The sequence below is a fragment of the Cupriavidus sp. a3 genome (assembly GCF_051015765.1).
Classification (GTDB): domain Bacteria; phylum Pseudomonadota; class Gammaproteobacteria; order Burkholderiales; family Burkholderiaceae; genus Cupriavidus; species Cupriavidus oxalaticus_A.
The window spans coordinates 2,103,249-2,125,160 of the sequence record NZ_CP170644.1 but is presented as its reverse complement, the minus strand read 5'-3'; the positions used below and the strand labels follow the sequence as shown (position 1 = coordinate 2,125,160).

The window sequence follows — 21,912 nt, the reverse complement described above, 5'->3', positions numbered from 1 at the left end:
TCATGAGCGCGTCCATGCCACCGCAGGCCGCGGACCTGACGCAGCGCTTCGCGCTCGACACGCAGGGCTTCGAGGCGCTCAAGCACAGCGCGCGCAACGGTGCCAACGCGGCCACCCTGCAGGCGGCCGCCAAACAGTTCGAGGCGGTGTTCACGCAGATGGTGCTCAAGAGCATGCGCAACGCCACGCCGCAGGATGGACTCTTCGACAACGAGCAGAGCAAGCTCTATATGTCGATGATGGACCAGCAGCTCGCGCAGCAGATGTCGTCGCGCGGCATCGGGCTGGCCGAAGTGATGGTGCGCCAGCTGGCGCGCGCCGCGGGCACGCCGATGCCCGCGGGCATGAATGCGATGACGCCGGCCGAGTCCGGCCGTGCCGCCGATGCCGAGATGGCTCGATTGCTCGACAGCCGCGGCGCGGCCTCCGCCGGCGGCAATGAAGCCGCGGACCTACCTGCTGTCGGCACGGTGGTGCCGGGACAGAACTGGAACCCAACCGCGGGCTTGCGCCAGTACCAGTCGCAGTTCTACGGCGACCGAGGCCAGGACGGGCAGGACGGCCAGGGCGGCGAAGTGCTCGGCCCGCTGCCTGCCGATGCGCCCGCCCACGTCAGCGCCTTTGTCGCGCGCATGGCGGCGCCGGCCGAAGCCGCATCCCGTGCCTCGGGCGTGCCGGCACGGCTGATCGTCGGCCAGGCGGCGCTCGAGTCGGGCTGGGGCCAGCGCGAAATCCTGCATGCCGATGGCTCGACCACCTTCAACGTGTTCGGTATCAAGGCCGGATCGAGCTGGAAGGGCCGCGTGGCCGAGATCACCACCACCGAGTACGTCGACGGCCAGCCGCAGAAGGTGAAGGCGAAGTTCCGCGCGTATGGATCGTATGACGAGGCCTGCGCGGACTACGCGCGGCTGCTGACCAATAATCCGCGCTATGCCGGCGTGGTGAGCGCGGGGTCGGCGGAGGAGGCGGCGCATGGGTTGCAGCGTGCGGGGTATGCGACGGATCCTGCGTACGGGCACAAGCTGGTGAAGATCATGAAAAAGGTGGCGGTTTAACGCGCAGGCCGTAGCTGACACCGCCGGAACGAGGCTCCCCTCTCCCGCGAAGTGGGAGAGGGGAGCAAACCGCCGCAAGTTGCGCGGCATATGGACCTCAAGGTCGCGCGCTATCCCCGCACGTCAGCCTAAAGTCCCACCTCAAATCGGCCGATAACACCCCCATCCACCACCGCCGCGCCACGCCGCGGGCAGCCCAACGAATCCGGGGTCAGAGCACAATGTCTCTCTTCAGTATTGGTCTTTCCGGCCTGAACACCGCGCAGAACGCGCTGACGACGACCAGCCACAACTTTGCCAACTCGGCGACCGAAGGCTATTCGCGCCAGAACACCATCGTGGCATCGGCCGGCGGCCAGTACACCAGCCAGGGCTTCTACGGCTATGGCTCCAACACCACCACCGTGATCCGCGTCTATGACGAGTTCCTGACCGGCCAGCTGCGTGGCGCCACCTCGGCCAGCGCCTCGCTGGCGACCTATTCCGACCAGATCGCCCAGATCGACAACCTGCTCGCCGACCAGAAGGGCGGCCTGGCGCCGCTGATGCAGAAATTCTTTGCCGCGGTGCAGGCAGTGGCCGACACGCCGGCCGACCCCGCCGCGCGCCAGGGCATGCTCTCCGCCGGCCAGGCCCTGGTCGGCCAGGTCCGCTCCGCCAGCAACTACTTCAAGCAACTGCAGTCGGGCGTCAACGAGCAGATCGGCACCGCGGTCACGCAGGTCAATGCCTACACCACGCAGATCGCCAACCTGAACCAGGAAATCACGCGGATGAAGGCCGCGTCCGGCGGCCAGCCGCCCAACGACCTGCTCGACCAGCGCGACCAGGCGGTGGCCGAGCTGAACAAGCTCGTCGGCGCCAAGGTAGTGGTGCAGGACGGTGGCACCTACAACGTCTTCGTCGGCAACGGCCAGCCGCTGGTGATGGGCAACGAGTCGTACGACCTGAAGGCAGTGACTTCCGCTGCCGACCCGGGCCGTACCGTGGTCGCCTATTCCCTGCCGAACGGCAGCGTCTATGAAAGCCAGCCGGGCGCGATCACCGGCGGCTCCCTGGGCGGCCTGCTGCAGTTCCGCACCGAGACCCTCGATGCCGCGCAAAGCGCGATCGGCCGGCTGTCGCTGGCGATCGGCCAGAGCTTCAACGAACAGCACAAGCTGGGCATGGACCTGAACGGCGACATCGGCACCGACATGTTCAAGCTGGGCAATGCCACGGTGCTGCCCAACGACAGGAACACTGCCATCAGCACCGTGGCCACGGCCACCATCGACGACGCCTCGGCACTGACCACCAGCGACTACAAGCTGCAGTTCGACGGCACCAGCTACACGCTGACGCGCCTGTCCGACAACGCGCAGGTGGCCACGCCAGTGCCGGGCACGCCCGCGCCCACCTATCCGCTGACCTTCAGTGCCGATGGCTTCAGCGTGACGATCGATGCGGCAATGGGCACCAACGATTCGTTCGTGATCCAGCCGACGCGCAATGCCGCGGCCGGCTTCGACATGGCGATCAGCGATCCCGCCAGGATCGCCGCAGCCTCGCCGGCGCGGGCCGATGCCGCTCCCGGCAACAAGGGCAGCGCCACTGCCAGCCTGAGCAACGTTGCGCCGGGCTTCACGCCGCTGGCGGGCAAGATCACCGCCGTCTATACCGCGGCCGGTTACGTGTTCAAGGATGCGGCAGGCACGAACCTGACGCCGCAGCCCACGGGCGTGCCTAATGGCAGCAATACCGACTACAACATCGGCGGCCTGACCTTCAGCTTTGGCGGCACGCCCAAGGTAGACGATTCCTTCACGCTCGGCGGCAACGCCGGTGGCGTCAAGGACAACGGCAACATGCTGAACCTGGCCAAGCTGCAGAACGCCAAGACCATCGGCGGCGTATCCAGCTTCAGCGATGCCTACGCGCAGCTGGTCAACGACGTCGGCACGCGCGCCAAGTCAGTCAAGATCGCCTCGGCATCGCAGGACAGCATCACCACGCAGATCAAGGCCGCCCAGCAGTCGGTGTCGGGCGTCAACATGGACGAGGAAACCGTGTCGATGCTGCGCTTCCAGCAGCTATACCAGGCCAACGCCCGCGTGATCCAGACGGCCGGCTCGCTGTTCGACACCCTCATCGGCATCCGGTAAGGCCAGCCGGCAAGTCAACGTATCCGAATAGGCAATCCATCATGCGTGTTGCAAGCTCTACCCTGTATCAGCAAGGCCTGGCGTCGATGAACCTGCAGCAGGGCTCGCTGCTGCATATCCAGCAGCAGCTCGGCACCGGCCGCCGTATTCTCACGCCGTCGGATGACCCGGTCGCGGCCACCCGCGCCCTTGGCGTCAGCCAGGCCCAGGCGGTCAACGGCCAGTACGCGACGTCGCGCAGCCAGGCGAATATCGCGCTGGCCGCGGAAGAAAACGCGCTGCAATCGTTGACCACCGTCACGCAGAACATCCAGACGCTGCTGGTGCAGGCCGGCAACGGCACCATGAGCGACGCCGACCGCGGCTCGCTCGCCACCGCGCTGGAAGGCCTGTACAACCAGCTGGTCGGCCTGGCCAACTCCGATGACGGCAACGGCCAGTACCTGTTCGGCGGCACCCGCTCCGGTACGGCGCCGTTTTCGCAAGCCAGCGGCGCCGGCGTCTACATCGGCGACACCGGCCAGCAACTGCTGCAGGTCGACGTCGCGCGCCAGATGCCCGCGGGCGACAACGGCCGCGACGTGTTCATGAGCGTCACCGGCGGTGCTGGTTATGTCGTCAAGGGCAATAGCGCCAACACCGGCAGCGCCACCTTCGGCACGGTCTCGATCACCGATCCCAGCGACCCGCTGTATGGCAAGTCGCTGCAGGTTACGTTCCAGGCCAACGCCGGCGGCCAGATGGAATACACCATCACCGACATGGCCGATCCCGCCGCGCCCGCGCTGGCCGGCCCGACTGCCTACAACGCACCGGCGCGCATCGAGATCGGCGGCGTGACCTTCAACGTCAGCGGCGAGCCGAAGGACGGCGATACCCTGACCATGCAACCTGCCAGGGAAGCCGGCACTGACATGTTCGCCAATCTGCAGAACGTGATCGACACGCTGCGCAAGCCGACTACCACTCCGGGCGATCAGGCCAACCTGAGCAACGTGCTGTCCACGGCGACGCGCCAGTTTTCCAACTCGCTGGATAACGTGCTGACGGTGCGCGCCTCGGTGGGTTCGCGGATGCAGGAACTGGATGCGCTGGACGATGTCGGCACGAACCGCGACCTGACGTACTCGCAGACGCTGTCGGGGCTGCAGGACCTGGATTATGCGGCGGCGATTACCGAGTACTACCAGCGGCAGACTGCGCTGCAGGGGGCGCAGCAATCGTTTATGCAGATTCAAGGAATGAATTTGTTTAAATATTTGTGATGCAAGAAATCCGCGCAGAATAAGCAAAGCCAGTGTGCGACGGAAACAAAGTCTGGAAAGACCTTCACTGAAGTTTGGAAAATTTGGCGTCGCTACCCTGGAAGCTGCGCCAGACAAGGATTTTCCAGACTTTGGCCGAGCGCGAGGTACCCGCGTGCGAGAGATCTGTCCGTCCATTTGGCTCCAGACCTCGCGCAAAGACCCAAGTAACCATTCTTCAGGCAGTTCGCCAGCGTCCGCCCCCAAATATAGGCTACTTGCGCGAGGGTGCATGGGGGGCTGTAGGCATTACGCATGAAACCGCATCGTTCCTGATGCACAACGCAAGCGATACGTTGGACGGAATTCCCACTTCGGTGCTGATACGTTCGGTCGGTGCCCTGCTTGAAGAGCTCGACCAGCTACCGATTCAGACGCTAGAGCGACTTGCCATTGAGATTGTGCTACCGCGTGGGAGCCAGCCTGTGAGTGAGCTGTGGTCCTACGAGCATAGTGGCGACAATGCGCTTCATTATGCCTTTGTGAGTCGGGATGGCACCATGGAGCCGTGCCATCCGGCGCAACCGCCAACTATGACGAGACTGAAGCGCAAGTTCGTCTTGAACGGGTACTTGGGTAGCAGTGGCGGGGCTGCTGTAGCAGCGGCAACGGCATCAACACCGGTCCGAGAAGACCAAGTTGTCAGCGATCAGGATAACGCTTGTCTTGACTAATGCTGAGAAATTCCACTACCAGCCTTTCGCGAGTGCATAACGCGGACACGGAGGTAGCCGATGATTCAGCGGTCAGAAGAACCGTCAAAAGGGCGCTCAATCAGTTATGCATGGAAGCTCCCGCGATCAGCCTAGCCTCCACACACAATCGACGACGCACCTGGCGCAGACGCGCGAGGCGCTTGCATCAGCGCGTCGAGTACATTCAGCAATCGATCGTCGATGATCGCGACGATGTGATTGAGATTTGGATCGCGGCCACGCGTGCGAACGCCGGTCGGCTGCCCGCAGGTCTGATTTCAGATCCGGCCTTGGCCGTCGCCGGAGAAAGCGATAACGCTGCCCTAGCGCCTTATCCCATCTGTGCTGGCGCGTGGGTCTCACCGAGCGACCCGCGCCTTGAGCGCGGAGGGCGCCGTCGCGCTCGGCAAAGAGATAGCCGCGAAAGGGGGAAGGTAACCAGCTTGGTCGGTTCGATAGTGGGCAAGAGATCCGTTCAATGAAGTTTAGGGAGATGCGCAAAATGAATCAGGAGCACGCGATGATCGACTTTCGCGAAACGAAATCTGAGGCAAACGCTGTCTCGTTGGATGCGATGTTCGAGAACGAACAAAGAATGAAGGACTTGGCCAAGTTGCGAGGCCGAAAAGATCTGCTGCCAGCGCTTGATCGGGCAAAGTAGTTGACGCTCTACAATTAGCCTTGGCGCCGCTCCGTCACCATGTGAGGCCTTAACCGGTCAATCTGACCGGCCCCTGCCGCATTGCTTGCTTCGTCCGCATCAAGCTCGGCGTGCAGAGGAAACTCGGTCATAACGCCTCTTCCGTCGATATTCGTCACAACTTCGGACGTTTGACGGAACGGATGTTATGCCTTGATGCTGGCCTGAGGCTGTCGGTTGTGAAGCGATACCTACAGGCTTCGCTGCAGACAATCGATGAGCAGGCATCGCTTGTAGTCCGATCCTCCCCTCAGGATCCCCTGCAAGGGGCTGTATTGGCCAATGCTTCCGCCATCGAAGCGCTAGCGGAAATGGCAGAAGCTGGTTTCTGCCGGCTACCCGAGCGCCGGCCACGGCTGTCTCTGATCGACTGCGGATTCAACCGGTGGTTGCTGCAAGGGTGGACGGCCGAGAATGGCCGGGCTCGGACGGATACCTGTCGCCAGAACTGCGCTTGTCGCTGATCGGCTCCCGGGCGGCCGTTCGAATCGGCGATTTCACTGCCCCCAAAGCCGCCGCTCAACTTTGCGATCACCGGTTTTTCCGGTTGGTAGAGAGACCTGCGGCGTTTAAACCCACCGATTGCAGCTAGCGTGGGAAGCGAGGGTGGGTATCGAGTCGCGCCGGCTACCATGGCTCTTCAGCTTCGACATAAATCATTGACTCTTAAAGATTGGCCGTTCGAAAGTAAAATTTGGCGAACCAGCGGCCAATGCTCAACTCGGCACTCGACAGAGGCGGCCCATGGCCGGACCAGCGCCAGATGGTGTCGCCAGTCTGCGAGCAAGAGATGATAGCCGGCGTCTGAATGCGTTGCCTTTCTTCTTCGTGCCAAAGGCAGGTGCCGACCCCTCTCAGTCATTCGCTGAGTTCGCTCCGAATGGCCGCTGCGATGAAGAGCGGACGTTTGGCAGCGGCACGTCCGTATGTTGCTCGGCATTCGCCATATCGGACTTGCGCACAGCAATCTCCCTGCGGCGCATGTGGGCGTGGCCATGGGTTGACTGACCTGTCGAATGGTCATAAGCATGTGCGCGCCTGATCTCCGCCGACACACGCTCGGACAGATGTGCGCTTTCCGTCTTGGGACAGCGACTGATTGTGGAGGCACAATTGTCTGCGCGAGACTGGCTGTAAGCGCGATCAACCGGGGGCGATCATGACTTCTCGAAATATCCACGTCATGCCGGAAGGCGATCGAGGCTGGGCTGTAACAGTGGAAGGCCCGAACGGCGCCACCGTCCTATTCCCAACGGAAGCTGAGGCAATCGCTGCTGGCACGGACGCGGCGAAGCAGGACGGGGTCGAGCTCTTCATTTATGATCGTGATGGCCAGATCCGTGAGCGCAATTCCTTCGATCCTATGAAGCATCCAATCATGACGACGCGGATTTCCTATGGGCGAGCTCCGAAAGCCGCGCCGCGGATGTGGCGTAGCCCTGTCCACTAACCGCATGTTCTCGCAGCTATCACTCACGGGTTCCCAGGCGCGCTCGATGAGCTCACAAGTCAAGGGAACTGCTATCGTTGGATACAACGTTCAGTGGGGCGTTGATGCCTAGCGTCTCCCGATTGTCGCGCACGAGGTCATGAACATCGGCAGCGACCATGCGTCACTGGGCACGGTGGCGAAGGTCGTGGGTGAGGCCTCGGGCTGGAACAAACTGCAAACCTCTGCCGATCGTGGGTACTTCAATGGGCCGGAGATCAGCGAGTGCGGAGACGCAGGCGTTACGCCCCATCGTACCGAAGCCAATGACGTCAAGCGCCAGGGCCGACGGACGTCTTGGCAAGGCAGACTTCATCTACGTGGCGCCGCCGGTGCTGGTGGATACAGCGGCGTCAGGAAATTGGGCGGCACGCACGCTTGTTCCAATCACGGGAAAATGGGCTGCGTATCGCTCGCGTCCGCGCTGGGGCGCGAGGCGGAAGGGTTCAGTCGCGATGCGAGGGACAGGGACTCTCACGCCTTGGAGCCATACGAAGTTGGACGAAATAATTCCCTTTGCCAAACATTAAGCGCGTATGCTGGGATTGCCAACCGGCAAGCAACACAATAGGAGTTCTCATGGCAAAAAGCCCACTACGCGGCAACCGCGAAGCGAAAAAGCTAAAGCAACCCAAGAAGCCATTCGCACCGACAACTCCGTTCAGCACGGTTCAGTCGCGGGTCCGGACCGACGGTCTGGCCAAGAGGAAGTCGTAAGCCGGGCAAGTGCCTGGCAAGTCGCGATATCACCGCAAGGTGATACCTCTTCATTCAACGTAAGCCGACCGATAGGGAGGCGCACCATGATCCACCCTGACACAGGCCCGACGTTCCGAGGCCTGCCACTTACCGCCGAGCAAGACTCGGAGGTTCGCCACTATCAGAACAGAAAAACGAGGCTTGGCAAGCCATGGGATACCCCGGAACTACGCGGGATGCTCGAAGACATGTTGCTGCCGCCGAAGACCGAGGATGGCGGTCAGGAAGATGTTCTTCTGGGACCGTTCGCTGCCGCGGAACGTGCGGCATCGTTCGTCGACGAGGCCATGGAACCGATTGCAGCATACGAAGATTGGAACGCCGCCATGGAAATCGAGGGGATGAAAGGCGAAGCGCGCTAATGCCGGTTACCAGGTAGAGATGGCGCTTGTCGTTGCGAGTGGCAGGCCAATACCGGCAGCCGGGTCGGCTATCGGCTGGATTTCGATAAAGGGCCGCTCCGACGCGACCTTGCCGAATATGGCGGCAAACGGAATGTCGGCGGCATCCCGGCCGGTGCCGATCCGCAGCAGGCCAGTCGGAATGGACACCCCCGAGGGATCAAGCAGGTACCAGCCGCCTGACAGGAACACCTCAACCACCGCGTGAAAGTCCGGCGCACCCAAGGCGGGATTCGCGCCATAGTCCACGCTGCTGGACATACGGGCGGGAATACTCAGGGCGCGGCAGATCGCGATCATCAGGTGGGAAAAATCCCGGCATACGCCGGTGCGCTCGACAATCGTATCGATCGCCGAGGTGCGCTCATTGGTGGATCGCGAAAGAAAGCGCACATGGTTGCGCACCCACTCCCGAATCGCATACACGCGCGAATAGCCGGGGCGCATGGCGCCAAACTCGCGCATGGCGAATTCCATCATGCGATCGGATTCGCAATACCGGCTCGGCGCCAGGTACGAAAGTACATCGAAGGGGAGTTCGGCGACGGGTACCTCCGTTAGTGACATGCCATCGTCCAGACGATGGTCGATGTCCACCACAGCTTCATAGCGGATGGCCAGTGGGCCCTTGTTCGCATGTATTCTGAGCAGGCGGTTGCAGAGTGGATCCGTGTGGCGAGCGGCGTGAACCGGTGGCGTGAGCGCCAGACGCTCGGAGACAACGGACTGTCTTGCAGTTTTCGCAGCTTCGACAATTAACAGAAAGTCTGCCGTGGGATCCAGGATCTCATAGGACAGGTTCACCGAGTACCGAAGGCGGTTCATTTCTGACCTTGTGTCGACATGAAGGCGGAGACGGTGTCGGCCGCGGGAACGGCTCTGGCCATCCAATTCAGTGTAGCGCCAGAAGCGGGCGAGCGGTCCGCGCCAGCGGGCACCGCAGGTGCGTGACGCAGCGCCTGCTTGACCAATTTGTAAGCGGGTTAGGACGGTGTGAATCACCCCCCTATACTGCTAGGTGTAGCGTTTCAGAAGCGAAGTGCTTCTGGTCCGCCTATCACTCGTTTCCGGGCCCTCCCCCTCGATGACGTCTTAGGACTGGTGACTCCTGAAGTCACTTATGGGGATTCCTGGAACATTCATGCAAGATGCCACGCGGCGACCGCCGTTCGCCCAATCCCCCAGTAGCCAGGCAAGGCAGTCTTTCGCCAGGATCGATCCAATCGATGTCTGGGGAGAGAGACTCTTCTTCGCAAAACCGATCGCAAAGTTGGCTTCCGCCTTCGTTGCTGCTCTTCCGCGTTTCACGTTGGCGGAGTCGTGCTCTCATCGTGATGAAGATGCCGTAACGATCCTGAGCAATGCGATATGGGTGGAAATGATTACCCGTTGGCAATGGAAGATCAGCGCCCACAACGGTGACAGTTGTTCAACACTGCCATCACCATGCCACCCTGGCAGGCAATGAAGGAAGATATCGTGCCGAGAGAATCTACAGAGACCACTTACCGGATCATACATGTCACGCGCCTTCTGCGCGACGGCCATGTAGGCACGTCGCAGAAGAGGAACACCCAGCGATTCGGAGTCATGCGATTGGCAGCGCCCAGATGGCGTCAGGCAATCACGCTGCTGATTGACTGGGATCGCGCTGTCAACGAAGGCTGGCCAGACCTGCGGTCACCGTCCTGCACCCGAACCAGGGCCATCAGGAGCATCGGTCGCAGTCATCAAGCAAGCATCCGCCGGCTCGCCAGAAATGGAAACTGAGATTGCGTGAGGCAACTTCATGCGTACGCTGTTGTATTTCAGTCTGAAAGACATCGCCACGGCACGACTGGCACAAGTGCGAATCGGCGATTTGGCCGGTACCTCAGCACGCGTCAAAGGGCCGTGGTTTGTCCAGCGCGACAATCAGCCAGTTGAGGGATTTCCGCAGACTGACATCGGCCAGACTACGTACCGCGAAGAGGCGGCGATCGCCGGAATCTTCGTCGGCGCGTTTGTGGGCGCGCTTGTCATCTTGCGATACGGAGTCTCCGTCGGCGCCGGTGCCACGGCCGTTGCGTATGTTGGCGCTGTCATGCTTGGCGCGATGATCGGCTGGTGGGCCGGCGGATTGGTCGGCGGCAAGATCGGTCGCCTTCGGTTGTGGCGGCAGAATGCGCAAACTGCACGGGGCCCGTTGCTGATGATAGCCAGTTGCGATTCGAAATCGAAGGAGGCCTTGAAGCAGATCATCAAGGAACTGGGCGGCGTCAGGATCGACGAGCATAGTGACCTGATGCCGAATTTCAGATGGCTATGATTGCCGCTTCGGATCGGCCGTGGCGATGCCCCCTCGGATACGTACGTTACGCAGGCTGAACGAAAAGGCGAAGCCCGAACTGTCACCAGGAAGTTTGGCTGTCAAATCGCCAGGTGCCTATGGTTGGATCCTGCTGCTCCGGGCTCAGATCAGCTTCGATTCCTACTGGGTAGGGCATTACGTTGACAAAGTCACTCCAGGAAGATTGAAGATGGCTATGGATCGCGTGACCGAGTATCGTGGGTTCGATATCCATGTCGATCTCCATATGTCAGCCAAGGACATGTTCGACGTCTGGTTCCAGGTCGAGGGGCCCATGAGACCGCCGGGCGTCGCGGCGTTTGGCAAGCGAATCAAAGTCTTTGGCGGGCCTTATTCCAGACGTTGGGCTTACCTCGTGGCGGAACTGGCAGGGCGGGCCGCCGTGGACGTTGTTCTTGGACCGGATGAATGAACGGAGGCCGGGAGTTGAGGTCAGATATGCAAAGACGCGTCACGATCGGTGAATACGAAGTGTTGATCGAGGCTGAGCAACACCTCGGTCCCACCCCGTTGGTCGGAGCGATTGGCTACGTAGTACGCTACTCGATCGCTCGTACGGACCGCCGGCCCGTCAGAGGTGATCTTCTCAGCGTACATTCCTACGATCTCATTGACGGTACCGGCTACTTCCACAGCCTCGATGCGGCGTTTGACTATGGAGACGCAAAGGCTCGCGATGACATTGCTACCTTGTCGCCGAAAGTAAATCGGACACATCCCGGCATATCCGCGTATGCTCGGTGATGAAAGGAGACCGACATGTCTCAGAACAACGCAATCTACAAAGGCTTCAGGGTATCTGCGAGGGTGCGTCACGTATCCGGTGCAGTCCCCGGTGGCGACCTGGTCCACCTGCGCTTCCTCGCTACCGTAACGATCACGCAAGTCAGTTCAGGAATGGGTTCCCGCAGACGGCTGCCACCCATGATCCAACATTTCGCCAGCGCGCCGCACACTGCCATCGCACTGGCCTTGTCATCGGCCAGGGACGCAATCGACGGCTTGCCCACCTTCGTCAAGGCGAGGTAGTCTCGGCGGCCATGCCATGGGCTCTGATCGAAAGAGAAGGGGAGGACATCATGTCGAGACAGCTCAAGAACAAGGCCGAACTACGCGCCATGCTTCGTGCGGAACAGGAAAAATTTACAGAATGCGAGGGCGCTTGCTTTGGCGACGTGTTCTGGCATGCCGCAGATGCCGGGGGCTGCAACTGGAGTCTGTCAACCATGGAAGGCGGCAACAGCGCCGCGTGCCTGGAGGCGATCCGCCCGTTCGCCAGCCGGCTGCGCGAGCTGTACAACGTGCCGGACGAGGGAAAATAACGCATTACGGCCGCCGTACGAGTGACCTGTGCATGGTTAGCCTGTCTGTAGGCAAGTGTATGTCCGAAGAAGGGTCTCAGCGTTTACGATCACAGGCCGACGATCGACTCACCTGCGACCAGGCCATCGATAACGTGTTCGCCGTGTCGTACGGCGGCACGCTTCGCCAATCCCAAGTCAGCCCAGTGCATATCTGGAACGTGGAACACCCGCGCGTTATTTCCACTAGGTGGCTGACCTTCCCGACAGATGACCACGGACGCACTGTATGAGCGGTCTGGCCGGCGCTCGTGCCATTTGCGAGGTGCGTCGAATTTATAGACCAACGGGTAGATATCAAAGCCCTTACAGTTTGCTGCAGGATAGTTGTCCATCATTTCACTCCAAGTATGGTTTGTTCCCGTATGCGCTTTTCGTGATGGCGTTAAGGTATTTCATCAGGATTTTTGACTATCCACTATGGCATTACTTTATGTTCTTCATATTCGATCTAAATAAAGGCCGCTAGTGCACGACAATTCTTATTCGCTGTGAACGCTCATGGAATTTTTACCTTTCCATGGCGATACGCGGCGACGCCTCAGATCAGGTCATGAATAATATCGACAGCGAATTTTCCATAGTGGACGGCAGCCTGCTCCGCGGCCGCGCGCGTGTAGTAATCATCCTCTTCGTCGAATGATTCACAGAGCATTCGATCGTCCCGATTCGCTGTGTAACGGATGGCCATCATATAGCGCCATTTCGGCCCGGGAGCGCCAGTTCGAACACACTCGCGGGGAGACTCGAATGCCGCGACGTGTATGTACATGCCTCGATACTCCTGGCACAGCCAACTCATTCGTGCTTGCATGGCGAACGCTCGTCAGTGAGCATCTTTGCAACAGCACATACCATCACCAGTAATGATGTGGAATAGGCGAACACACTGAGCCAATGGAGCATTCTGCTCGGTATTTCGCTTCGTCGTTGTCGCCAATCAAATAGCTGAGAGAGGACAAATAGGATAAAACTGGAAGAGTAAACTGCCAACACACGCCCCCCCCTCGTAAACGAATAGCGTTTCTCTACAGTCAGTGGTTCAGCGATCCCCGATGAGGAATGGCTCAATAGAAAAGAAGTGGGCTCTCGCAGACCCTGGCTGGCATATGGATTCGCACGCTGCGCGTTGTGTCTTGCGGCAATCTAAGCCTCAGTAAGTAGGGCGCAGCGAGAAGATCAAGGAGGCGGCATTGATGACGGTCGCCCCGTAGAGGCCGACGTTTCAACGCAGGTGGCATGGCTGCTTGAAGATCCTGCTCAGTAGTTATACGGAGCTTTCCAACCGTAGTCAATGAGACTATCGCGCGAATCTGCAAGCGGTCTACCCAAGGCGGCGTAGTATTGTTCTGCGCACTCGGATCGGCATGACGCTGTCTTGTAAGGAGAGCCGCTCGAGAGCGCCATGACCTGCGGAGCGGTTGCCATGACCCATGCGGATCATGCACAGCGCTGGCGCCAAGCGACGGTTCGCGCCAGGGTTGGATATCGCTACACGGTAACGGCCGGTGCGGTTGCAAAGGGATGCTGGCTCATGGGGATATTCTGCCAAAGCAGCCGTTCCGCGCGTCGTTCAGTAACCACGCCTGGCGCCAGCGAGCTAAGACTTCAGGCTGGCGTCTGCTCGATCGTGGCCGTTCCACGTCAGGCGCCACGCCATATTTGGGGTCTTCTCCACCAGTCTATGGTCCTGCAGGAGCAGGAGATGGTGGGCTAGCCTGGAAGGGTCGACATTGCAAGAGCCTTGCCAAGCTGGACGTCGGTCATCGAGGCCTGGATCTCGGCTCGTAGCGCCAAGAGGATTCTGTCCAGCAAAGACTTGTCTCGTTGCATCTCGCACCTCGGATCCTATTGGCTTACGCCATGTATTGTTGCTGCGTGGATTGGAGTGCTATGTGGATCCAGAGGTTGCGCTCTTGTGTACCTGGACGAAGACAAAGATGGTCCTATACCGAGGTGGTGTCAACGGTGGTCGCCATTTCGGGAACGTGGAAACGCCGCATTCGCTCAGAACTTGTGGCGATAGTTGATGCGTCCCTTTGTCAGATCGTATGGCGACATTTCGAGCGTGACACGATCCCCGGCAAGAATACGTATGCGATTCTTCTTGAGCCGCCCGGACGAATAGGCCCAAACCTCGAAGCCATTCTCCAGGGTGACACGAAAGCGGTTATCCGGAAGGACTTCCGAAACCTTTCCGCCAAATTCCACCAGTTCTTCTTTAGCCAAGGACGCTCCTTTCTGATTCAGCGAGTGCCACGCGGTAGCGTGGAATGGGTTGCAGCTTGCCGATGCGGGGATGGTTGCAGGCGTATGTGTACCACTGCGCTTTCCCCTGCGCTACGGGCGGCTTGCCTGGCCTTGGCTTCCGTATGGTGCGTGGCATGCCGCATCGAGACGTTGGCGACGATGCGTTCAGCGCCGTCCTTATACTCGGAGATCATGTAGTTCGCGAACCAGACGCCGGGCTCTTGTTGGATGGGGTAAACCGAAACGGTGAACGGAGTAATGCTGGGATTCAAATTGTTGCTTGTTCGGAAGGCGCTCGATTCCGGAGGGCATGTCCAGCGTTCCCATTTGGTGTGGTACGTGCGTGCCCGGCGATCGGTTGCCATTGCAAAAGCCAGTGTCGCGTCCCGCGTGCCATCGCAGGCGGAGAAACTGGCGTGGGATTGACCGTGCTTGCGCTAGCCAGTACGCCTAGTACATGCGCGCTGGTTACGGAGCGGACGCGCCGCGGGTCGGAGATGATTGCGGCCGATTGTTGCCGCGAAAGGTTCGGGTGTACGCCCGTGCTGCCGCTAATACTCTTCTAATGATGATGTCTGGCGGACGGCGCATTGGGCATCGACTGGTGTCGACACAAACGCATGGTACCACCTGCGGGGATTTCCTGCCTGGAGGGTGCGTCCTAGGCCGGCGGGTACCGCGCATCCGGGGTAATTCCATGGAGTGCCGAATCCATCAGGTCCGATCGCCTTACCGGATCATGCCTCGGTCAGGGGCAGTAGGATGTCGGCATACCAGGCGGAATTCAAGCCCAAGGCTTCGTCCAGTTCAAAGTCCCGCGAGCCCACGTCCAGTCTGGCCGAATGGGTGCCGAGCAGCATCCCCGGCAGCGCGCGCGTGGATGCATCGATCCTGGGTATGCGCATGACCACCGGTGCTCCACTTGTGCCGCGATGCGTCCTCGCATCGGTCAGGAAGTAGCCATGCCCCTGAAAGCGCATGCCGAACGAGGACGAGATGACTTCCTGGCGTACGACGGGCAGATGATGAAGCGTGTCATGGAAACCCAGCGGGAAGCCGACGCTCAGCACCGGAGTGCCTGCTTCGATGCGTTCGTGTGGCCGGTAAAGGTGGGCCGGCGTAAAGGCACGGTAGACCGCTCGACGGCAGAACGGTACGGTCGAGTTCGATCAAGGCCACGTCGATGCCGCCGCCATCGAGCCCATCGCGCCAAACACTCTTGCGGTCGCGATACAGTGGAATTGAGAAGCCGATGGACTCCGCCAAGTTGTCCGGATTGACGTGCAGCTCTGTCTCGATCCGGTCGGGAAGTGTCTTGTCGGCTCGTCGATCAGCACGTGCCGGCTTGTCACAATGAACAGTCGCTGGCCTCGTTTGAAGAAAAAGCCGGTGGCGTTGGTCTTTGCCTGTTGAGCTTCGAATGTGGCAACGCACGTGACGGCCAGCAGGATTGGCTCGATCATGATTCGGTGGTCCCCCTCTGCTCGCTCAACAGCATAGTCGGAATGCACCGCGGTTCAGCGCCGCCCAGTTCGATCGCGGTCCTTGCCTGAAAAATATGTGTTGGCGTTGGCATCCATCGACTACAGGCTTGTGCTGTCACCCAAGGCACGACGACCCAAAAGGTTGTGATGGCGGGAGTGTAGACGGTGCAAGAGACCGGTCATGTCTCTCCGTATCTGTGCAAGTCTGCAGCATGTGGCTCGGCGTATCAGCCACCATCGCCGGTCTTTTCGCACGGCACCAGCGACCAGCCTTGCGGACCGCTGTCCTTTGCTTCACGGTAGCTCCAGATTGCGCTGCAGTCCGAGCAGCGGAATGTACTGATCGTGCTCGTGACCGACCGAGGCATCTTGCTTCGACGGGTATCGATGATGCGCAACCCGAGATGTCCAGGGGCACCGGAGGCGTCACTCGCCACAGCGAGACAGTTTGCGCAGAGAAACATACCGACCTCTTGTGCTGAAGGCGTACCACTGTAGCATGCATCGCGGAACAATCCGGCACTCTTTCTCGGACGTCTTCAGCGCATTGGCTTGTGACGGACCTGGCGAGTACGTATCGGTCGCCGTGAGATCTTCATTGACCGCGATGCGGCATGCCTGTATAAGAATAAATGCAGGATCTTCAAGCGTAACCTCGAAGCGTTAGGTACACGCCCCGGCGGCGCCACTTTCTCTCCATGTTTCCTCCTTGATTGTCATGCCTCGCCCGCTTTTTCGGCTCGGCGAGAATTCTTAAGGGGTCCTCACATGGAAACCGGTACTGTAAAGTGGTTTAACGATTCAAAGGGTTTTGGCTTCATTACGCCTGATGCAGGCGGAAACGACCTGTTCGCTCATTTCTCCGAAATTCAGGGGAACGGGTTCAAGTCGCTCCAGGAAGGCCAGAAAGTGCGCTATGTGGCTGGCGTAGGCCAGAAGGGCCCGGCCGCGACCAAGATCGAACCGATCTAAGCCGACCGTTCAAGGTGCGCAAGAAGCCCCGCCAGGAAAGCCGGCGGGGCTTTTTCTTTATTGGTTCACCGTGATGGGTGCGGAAGGAGTAGAGTCGGAAACAGGTCTTGAAGTCGGAGACTCCCCCGAAACTCCAGGATCGCCAGTCATGCACAACGCAACCTCGCCATCCAGTTTTCTCTGCATGCTGTTCGCCGATGGCAAGGGCCTTGCCTATCACGTGTCTGTCAGCTTCCGCGACAGCACTCATGCCGGGGGCATCCAGTTCACCAGCTTTATCGGCACGGGAAGACGTTCTTTTACCGTACGAAGCACCGATAGCAATCTGCCGTCGGCAACTGACCAGACCTCCGAAGTGCTGTGTCGAATCGCGATCGGCCAGGTCGTACGAGATCATCTCTATGAGAAGGCCACCGAGGGAGAGCATCTGCTGGATCCGGATGCATTGCCATTGGAGGGGGAACTCAGACCCGTGGGAACCGGCAATAGCGCAAAGCCGCCACAGCGACGCTGGCCCGGCTAGAGCGATTGATACGGTCGGCCATGCCGCGCAGAGCGAGGGGTGAGGTGGCTGGGGGCCAGTAGTGTTCTGCGCCGCGATCAAGCCATCAATGTTCTGCTACCCTTCCTGATGGCCGCCCCCTCGCGAGACCCAGGCCGCGCCGGCGAAGGAGGGACGCCGCGTCTCCTTTCCACTATATTCCGATCGTGGCCGACGTTGGAAGCTTGCGCTGATAATCGACGGCACCGAAAGCAAAGCAAGTTGGGGAGCGCAAGCTGCCGTTCGGCAGTGCAAGACGGGTCCGGAAGTCTGTACCCGTGAAGGTGTCGCCAGGTTTTCCAAACTATGTTCCCGTTCTGGCTCAGGTGCCAGCATGCGTGAACTCTCGGCAAATTGGCCCGAAAAGCGAACCTCCCGATGAGTTGGAAGGTTTCCCGGAAACCCATACGGCACAACGGTTTCAGGCTGATTGATAGGGGCCAAAAGCTGAGCTTTCCATACTTTGTTCCCGACAGACAGCCAGTGCTTCATGCTGGACCGGCGAGAGCTTCGTCAGCAGCGCGGAAGCCGCGGCAGGGGCATCTCGGGTGCCATCGTCGACACGTTGGTCATGCATCGGAGGAAACCTCCTGTCGGGATCGATGGCATTGATGAGCCCCAGATAGGCATCGGTCTCCGCGCCTTGCGGGCGAAGCGCAATCTCGATCCCGTCACACCTTCCTGACGAACTCCGATTTCAGGCTCATGGCACCAAAGCCATCGATCTTGCAGTCGATATCGTGGTCACCGTCAACCAGGCGAATGTTCTTCACCTTGGTGCCCATCTTGACCACACCGGCCGATCCCTTCAGCTTGAGATCCTTGATGACTGTGACGGTATCCCCATCCTGCAATACGTTGCCGGCTGAATCGCGATAAACCCGGGCTTCCGCTTCGGCCGGTGCCGATGCCTGCGCCGACCATTCATGAGCGCATTCCGGGCAAATATAGAGACCCCCATCCTCATAGGTGAACTCGGAATGACATTTCGGGCAGGAGGGTAACGCGCTCATGGATAATCCTTGGGTACCTGGTGAAGGCTGGAAGTATACCGGCCGGTTCGGCGGCCAGGCTGAGTACGACAACTGGGCCAGCCAGGGTGCCACCGGGCTTGAGCGCGAGGTTACCGGTCCGTCCACGCCGGCGCCCCGCGCGCGGCGCTTCCGCTGCCGAGCACTTCGATCAGATACTCGACGAACGACGCGATCCGCGATGAAATCGCCGTGTTGCGGTAGTAGACCGCATGCACCGGCTGCCGCACGTCCTGCGTTTGGCGCGCAAGGACCTGCACGAGGCGCCCGGACTCGCGGTCCTGCGCGGTCATGAAATCCGACAGGCAGACGATGCCTGAGCCGTCGAGCGCAAGTTGCCGGAGCGTTTCACCGCTCGACGACCACACGGCCGGCGCGATCCGGTACGGTTCCCCGTCCGCGCCAAGTATCGGCCACACGTTCAGCGACTCGGGCTGGTTGAAGCCGAGCAGAGCATGCCCGCCAAGGTCGTCGGCCTTGCGCGGATGGCCATGTGCGTCGAGATAGGCGGGACTGGCGAGAATGCGCACCCGGCTATTGCCGATCAGCCGGCTATGCAGCGTCGAATCCTTCAGGCGGCCGATCCGGATCGCCACGTCGGTGCGCCGCTCGAGCAGGTCGATGATGCCTTCGTTGCTGTTCAGCTCCAGTTCCACCTGCGGATAGCGCTCGCGGTAGCCGCGCACGAGCGGCACGATCACGTGCAGCATGAACGGCGTCGCGGCGTCGACCCGCAAGCGCCCGGACGGCTTCTCGCGCCGCGCCAGCATCTGTTCCTCGGCGCTTTCGACCGAGTCGATGATCGCCCGCGCATTCTGCAGGAATGCCCGGCCTTCCTCGGTCAATTCCAGGCGGCGCGTGGTCCGGCGCAGCAGCGTGGTTTTCAGCTTTTCCTCGAGCCGCGCGAGCGTGCGGCTGGTGGCCGACACGGTCAGGTCCAGCTGCTGCGCGGCGGCGGTGATCGAGCCGGTGTCGACCACGGTCGCAAACGCCTGGATTTCGTCGAGCGTGATGTTCATTGTTGATCTGAAATCAAGACAGTCTGGTTTATAGACCACTTTTTGAGCGAAAGTAAAGCGGGCACACTGGCGTGCGGCAAGGTGCTTGGCGTACTCGGTGATCGGCGCGATCGCGCAGCGGCACCAGGCGACGCCGGCCCGGTAGTGCTGGCCTGGGCGCTGCAACTCGGCTACTCGGTGATCCCGTCGTCCACCAGGTGCGAGAACCTCGAGGTGCGAGAACCTCGCCAGCAACCTGCTCGCGAACGCCCTTCGGCGGCGTTGCGCAAGGCCTCACCGATTCCCCCGCGCTGGCCCCGGCCGCAGCCTGAACCCCGCCATTGCAGGGGCTTCTCTACCTCCAGCTCCCTCCTGCGGCCGGTCGCTGTAGCTGGCCGGATACACCTCCCTCCCTCTTTCCTCCCGGAATGACGCCGCCGGCTGTGCCACCAGTCGCGGCCCGGGCGCCGCCGCGCCATAATAGCCGCCGCGTCCCCACTGCAAACCAGGAGAAATCAGTGAAACAAGCCAAGACTTGCTGCCTGCTCGCCGTCGTTGCCGCGCTTGGCATGGCTGGCTGCGCCACCGAATCCTCGACCGCGTTGCCGGTCCAGAAGGTGGAAAGCGCCAGCCGCCCGTACAACGGCGTGCGCACGCCTATTGCGGTAGGCAAGTTCGACAACCGCTCGAACTACATGCGTGGTGTTTTTTCGGACGGCATCGATCGCCTGAGCGGCCAGGCCAAGACCAGCCTGGTCACCCACCTGCAGCAGACCAACCGCTTCAACGTGCTGGAGCGTGAAAACCTGGACGAGATCAGGCGCGAGGCAACCATCAAGAACCAGGCGCAGCGCCTGAAGGGGGCGGACTTTGTCGTCACCGGCGACATCACCGAATTTGGCCGCAAGGAAGTCGGCGACGTGCAGCTGTTCGGCATCCTTGGCCGGGGCAAATCCCAGGTGGCCTATGCCAAGGTCAACCTGAACATCATCAACATCTCGACCTCGGAAGTGGTTTATTCAACCCAGGGCGCGGGTGAATACACGCTGTCGAACCGCGAAGTGATCGGCTTCGGCGGCACCGCCAGCTATGACTCGACGCTGAACGGCAAGGTCATGGACCTGGCCATGCGCGAGGCCATCAACAACCTCGTGGCTGCCATCGAGAACGGGGCGTGGAACCCGGGTCAGAGATAACCATTCCATTACCAAAATGAAAACAATGATGATGCAAACGGTCACGCTGCGCAGGGCAGCGTTATGGTCTGTCGCTGGCAGTATCCTGCTTGCCGGCTGCGCGGCCCCACAGCCCATGTATCAGTGGGAGGGGTACCAGGCCCAGGTCTACGAATATTTCAAGGGCGAGTCCCGGGAGGCGCAAGTTACGGCGCTGGAAGCGGGCTTGCAGAAGATCCAGGCCAAGGGCGGCGCCGTGCCGCCGGGCTACCATGCCCAGCTTGGCATGCTGTACCTCAACCTTGGCAAGCCGGACCAGATGGTCAGCGCATTCCAGACCGAGAAAACCCTTTTCCCCGAAGCCACGCCGTACATGGATTTCCTGCTGCGTAACGTCAAGAGCGACAGCCGCACTGAAATCAAGGCGGACGCCGCCAAGGCCGCGCCCGCGGCAGGGAGTGCCAAATGATGCGCCGGATCCTGACCTATATCGCCAGCGTGGGTGTCGTGCTGCTGTTCGCCGGTTGCGCGGTGCAGAACAAGCAGGTGGACTACTCCGCGTTCAAGGCCAGCCGTCCCCGCTCGATCGTGGTGCTGCCGCCGCTGAACGAGTCGCCGGACGTCAAGGCCACCTATGCCATGCTGTCGCAAGCGACGGTCCCGCTGGCGGAATCGGGCTACTACGTGTTGCCGGTCGCAGTGGTTGAAGAGACGTTCCGGCAGAACGGCCTGACCGTGCCGGCTGACATCCATTCCGTGCCGGTGGCCAAGCTGCGCCAGATCTTCGGGGCCGACGCCGCGCTGTACGTGACCGTCACCGAGTATGGTTCGAAATACCAGGTCATCAGCAGCGTGACCCGCGTGGCCGCCAACGCCAAGCTGGTCGATCTCAAGACGGGCGACGTCCTGTGGAGCGGTACGGCCGTGTCAGCCACCGACAGCTCCAGCGGTGGCGGCGGACTGATCGGCATGCTCATCAATGCGGCGGTGACGCAGGTCATGAACCACACGTTCGATGCCAGCTACAGTGTGGCGGGCACCGCCAGCTACCGGCTGCTGTCTGCCGGCCAGCCTGCCGGCATTCTCTACGGGCCGCGCTCGCCCAAGTACCAGTCTGACTGACCTCAGGCAAAACGGACCGGTGCCATGTGCCGGTCCGACCATGCGATCTCTCCTGATCTGGTGCCTTGGTCCCGTGCC

At 60.7% G+C, this 21,912-nt stretch carries 22 protein-coding genes and 2 pseudogenes; 16 read left to right on the top strand and 8 right to left on the bottom strand.

Annotation, left to right across the window (positions count from 1 at the left end; genetic code table 11):
• Positions 1-2: 2 nt before the first annotated feature.
• From flgJ to ACAD63_RS31440, 6 genes are all read left to right on the top strand, one after another.
• A complete protein-coding gene (gene flgJ / locus ACAD63_RS31465) occupies positions 3-1,058 on the top strand; it encodes a flagellar assembly peptidoglycan hydrolase FlgJ (protein ID WP_434034270.1) in 1,056 nt (351 codons plus the stop codon).
• Between the two features lie 221 nt (positions 1,059-1,279).
• On the top strand, positions 1,280-3,202 hold the full coding sequence (flgK, locus tag ACAD63_RS31460) for a flagellar hook-associated protein FlgK (RefSeq protein WP_135703500.1): 1,923 nt from the start codon (positions 1,280-1,282) through the stop codon (positions 3,200-3,202).
• 41 nt (positions 3,203-3,243) lie between these two features.
• Complete coding sequence (gene flgL, locus ACAD63_RS31455) at positions 3,244-4,467, top strand: flagellar hook-associated protein FlgL (protein ID WP_133093401.1); 1,224 nt, start codon at positions 3,244-3,246, stop codon at positions 4,465-4,467.
• Positions 4,468-5,703: 1,236 nt separating this feature from the next.
• Positions 5,704-5,862 (top strand): hypothetical protein, encoded by a 159-nt coding sequence (locus tag ACAD63_RS31450; RefSeq protein ID WP_434034269.1) that lies wholly within the window; start codon positions 5,704-5,706, stop codon positions 5,860-5,862.
• A gap of 1,198 nt (positions 5,863-7,060) precedes the next feature.
• Positions 7,061-7,351, top strand: coding sequence for a DUF2188 domain-containing protein (locus ACAD63_RS31445; protein ID WP_434034268.1), 291 nt, complete (start codon positions 7,061-7,063; stop codon positions 7,349-7,351).
• 842 nt (positions 7,352-8,193) lie between these two features.
• A complete protein-coding gene (locus ACAD63_RS31440; protein WP_135703503.1) occupies positions 8,194-8,511 on the top strand; it encodes a hypothetical protein in 318 nt (105 codons plus the stop codon).
• Positions 8,512-8,517: 6 nt separating this feature from the next.
• Here the strand turns inward: ACAD63_RS31440 and ACAD63_RS31435 are convergent, their stop codons facing one another.
• Positions 8,518-9,375, bottom strand: coding sequence for a transglutaminase-like domain-containing protein (locus tag ACAD63_RS31435; RefSeq protein ID WP_135703504.1), 858 nt, complete (start codon positions 9,373-9,375; stop codon positions 8,518-8,520).
• A 964-nt stretch (positions 9,376-10,339) separates the two neighbouring features.
• Here ACAD63_RS31435 and ACAD63_RS31430 point away from each other — a divergent pair.
• The 4 genes from ACAD63_RS31430 to ACAD63_RS31415 all read left to right on the top strand — a co-directional run bounded on the left by ACAD63_RS31430 (position 10,340) and on the right by ACAD63_RS31415 (position 12,222).
• Positions 10,340-10,858: a hypothetical protein gene (locus ACAD63_RS31430; protein ID WP_135703505.1), complete on the top strand. Its 519-nt coding sequence runs from the start codon at positions 10,340-10,342 to the stop codon at positions 10,856-10,858.
• A 217-nt stretch (positions 10,859-11,075) separates the two neighbouring features.
• Positions 11,076-11,312 (top strand): hypothetical protein, encoded by a 237-nt coding sequence (locus tag ACAD63_RS31425; RefSeq protein ID WP_135703506.1) that lies wholly within the window; start codon positions 11,076-11,078, stop codon positions 11,310-11,312.
• 347 nt (positions 11,313-11,659) lie between these two features.
• Positions 11,660-11,929, top strand: a complete 270-nt coding sequence (locus ACAD63_RS31420) for a GTP cyclohydrolase (RefSeq protein ID WP_135703508.1) — start codon at positions 11,660-11,662, stop codon at positions 11,927-11,929.
• A gap of 50 nt (positions 11,930-11,979) precedes the next feature.
• Complete coding sequence (locus tag ACAD63_RS31415) at positions 11,980-12,222, top strand: hypothetical protein (protein WP_135703509.1); 243 nt, start codon at positions 11,980-11,982, stop codon at positions 12,220-12,222.
• A gap of 89 nt (positions 12,223-12,311) precedes the next feature.
• On the opposite strand, the gene ACAD63_RS31410 is transcribed toward ACAD63_RS31415, so the two are convergent.
• The 5 genes and pseudogenes from ACAD63_RS31410 to ACAD63_RS31390 all read right to left on the bottom strand — a co-directional run bounded on the left by ACAD63_RS31410 (position 12,312) and on the right by ACAD63_RS31390 (position 15,974).
• A complete protein-coding gene (locus tag ACAD63_RS31410; protein WP_135703998.1) occupies positions 12,312-12,596 on the bottom strand; it encodes a hypothetical protein in 285 nt (94 codons plus the stop codon).
• A gap of 206 nt (positions 12,597-12,802) precedes the next feature.
• Positions 12,803-13,033, bottom strand: a complete 231-nt coding sequence (locus tag ACAD63_RS31405) for a hypothetical protein (protein WP_240745759.1) — start codon at positions 13,031-13,033, stop codon at positions 12,803-12,805.
• A 1,235-nt stretch (positions 13,034-14,268) separates the two neighbouring features.
• Positions 14,269-14,490: a translation initiation factor IF-1 gene (gene infA, locus ACAD63_RS31400; RefSeq protein ID WP_135703512.1), complete on the bottom strand. Its 222-nt coding sequence runs from the start codon at positions 14,488-14,490 to the stop codon at positions 14,269-14,271.
• 17 nt (positions 14,491-14,507) lie between these two features.
• Positions 14,508-14,783 carry an isochorismatase gene (locus tag ACAD63_RS31395; protein ID WP_434034677.1) on the bottom strand — a complete coding sequence of 92 codons (276 nt, stop codon included), beginning with the start codon at positions 14,781-14,783 and terminating at the stop codon, positions 14,508-14,510.
• A 465-nt stretch (positions 14,784-15,248) separates the two neighbouring features.
• Positions 15,249-15,974 (bottom strand): annotated as a pseudogene (locus ACAD63_RS31390) (S1 family peptidase).
• 789 nt (positions 15,975-16,763) lie between these two features.
• Here ACAD63_RS31390 and ACAD63_RS31385 point away from each other — a divergent pair.
• Together ACAD63_RS31385 and ACAD63_RS31380 are read left to right on the top strand one after the other, a co-directional pair.
• Positions 16,764-16,967, top strand: coding sequence for a cold-shock protein (locus ACAD63_RS31385; RefSeq protein WP_010812830.1), 204 nt, complete (start codon positions 16,764-16,766; stop codon positions 16,965-16,967).
• 148 nt (positions 16,968-17,115) lie between these two features.
• On the top strand, positions 17,116-17,490 hold the full coding sequence (locus ACAD63_RS31380) for a hypothetical protein (protein ID WP_195427982.1): 375 nt from the start codon (positions 17,116-17,118) through the stop codon (positions 17,488-17,490).
• Positions 17,491-18,179: 689 nt separating this feature from the next.
• Here ACAD63_RS31380 and ACAD63_RS31375 read toward each other — a convergent pair.
• Positions 18,180-18,521, bottom strand: coding sequence for a zinc ribbon domain-containing protein YjdM (locus ACAD63_RS31375; RefSeq protein WP_133093400.1), 342 nt, complete (start codon positions 18,519-18,521; stop codon positions 18,180-18,182).
• Between the two features lie 110 nt (positions 18,522-18,631).
• Positions 18,632-19,558: a LysR family transcriptional regulator gene (locus tag ACAD63_RS31370; protein WP_135703514.1), complete on the bottom strand. Its 927-nt coding sequence runs from the start codon at positions 19,556-19,558 to the stop codon at positions 18,632-18,634.
• Positions 19,559-19,621: 63 nt separating this feature from the next.
• On the opposite strand from ACAD63_RS31370, the pseudogene dkgB reads away from it, so the two are divergent.
• The 4 genes and pseudogenes from dkgB to ACAD63_RS31350 form a co-directional block, all read left to right on the top strand.
• Positions 19,622-19,814, top strand: a pseudogene (gene dkgB, locus ACAD63_RS31365) (2,5-didehydrogluconate reductase DkgB); the annotation flags it as partial.
• A 292-nt stretch (positions 19,815-20,106) separates the two neighbouring features.
• Positions 20,107-20,733: a CsgG/HfaB family protein gene (locus tag ACAD63_RS31360; RefSeq protein WP_133093421.1), complete on the top strand. Its 627-nt coding sequence runs from the start codon at positions 20,107-20,109 to the stop codon at positions 20,731-20,733.
• A gap of 28 nt (positions 20,734-20,761) precedes the next feature.
• Positions 20,762-21,181: a DUF4810 domain-containing protein gene (locus tag ACAD63_RS31355; RefSeq protein ID WP_133093420.1), complete on the top strand. Its 420-nt coding sequence runs from the start codon at positions 20,762-20,764 to the stop codon at positions 21,179-21,181.
• Positions 21,178-21,834, top strand: coding sequence for a DUF799 domain-containing protein (locus tag ACAD63_RS31350; RefSeq protein ID WP_434034267.1), 657 nt, complete (start codon positions 21,178-21,180; stop codon positions 21,832-21,834). The genes ACAD63_RS31355 and ACAD63_RS31350 overlap by 4 nt, the downstream gene beginning before the upstream one ends.
• The last annotated feature ends 78 nt before the right edge of the window (positions 21,835-21,912 follow it).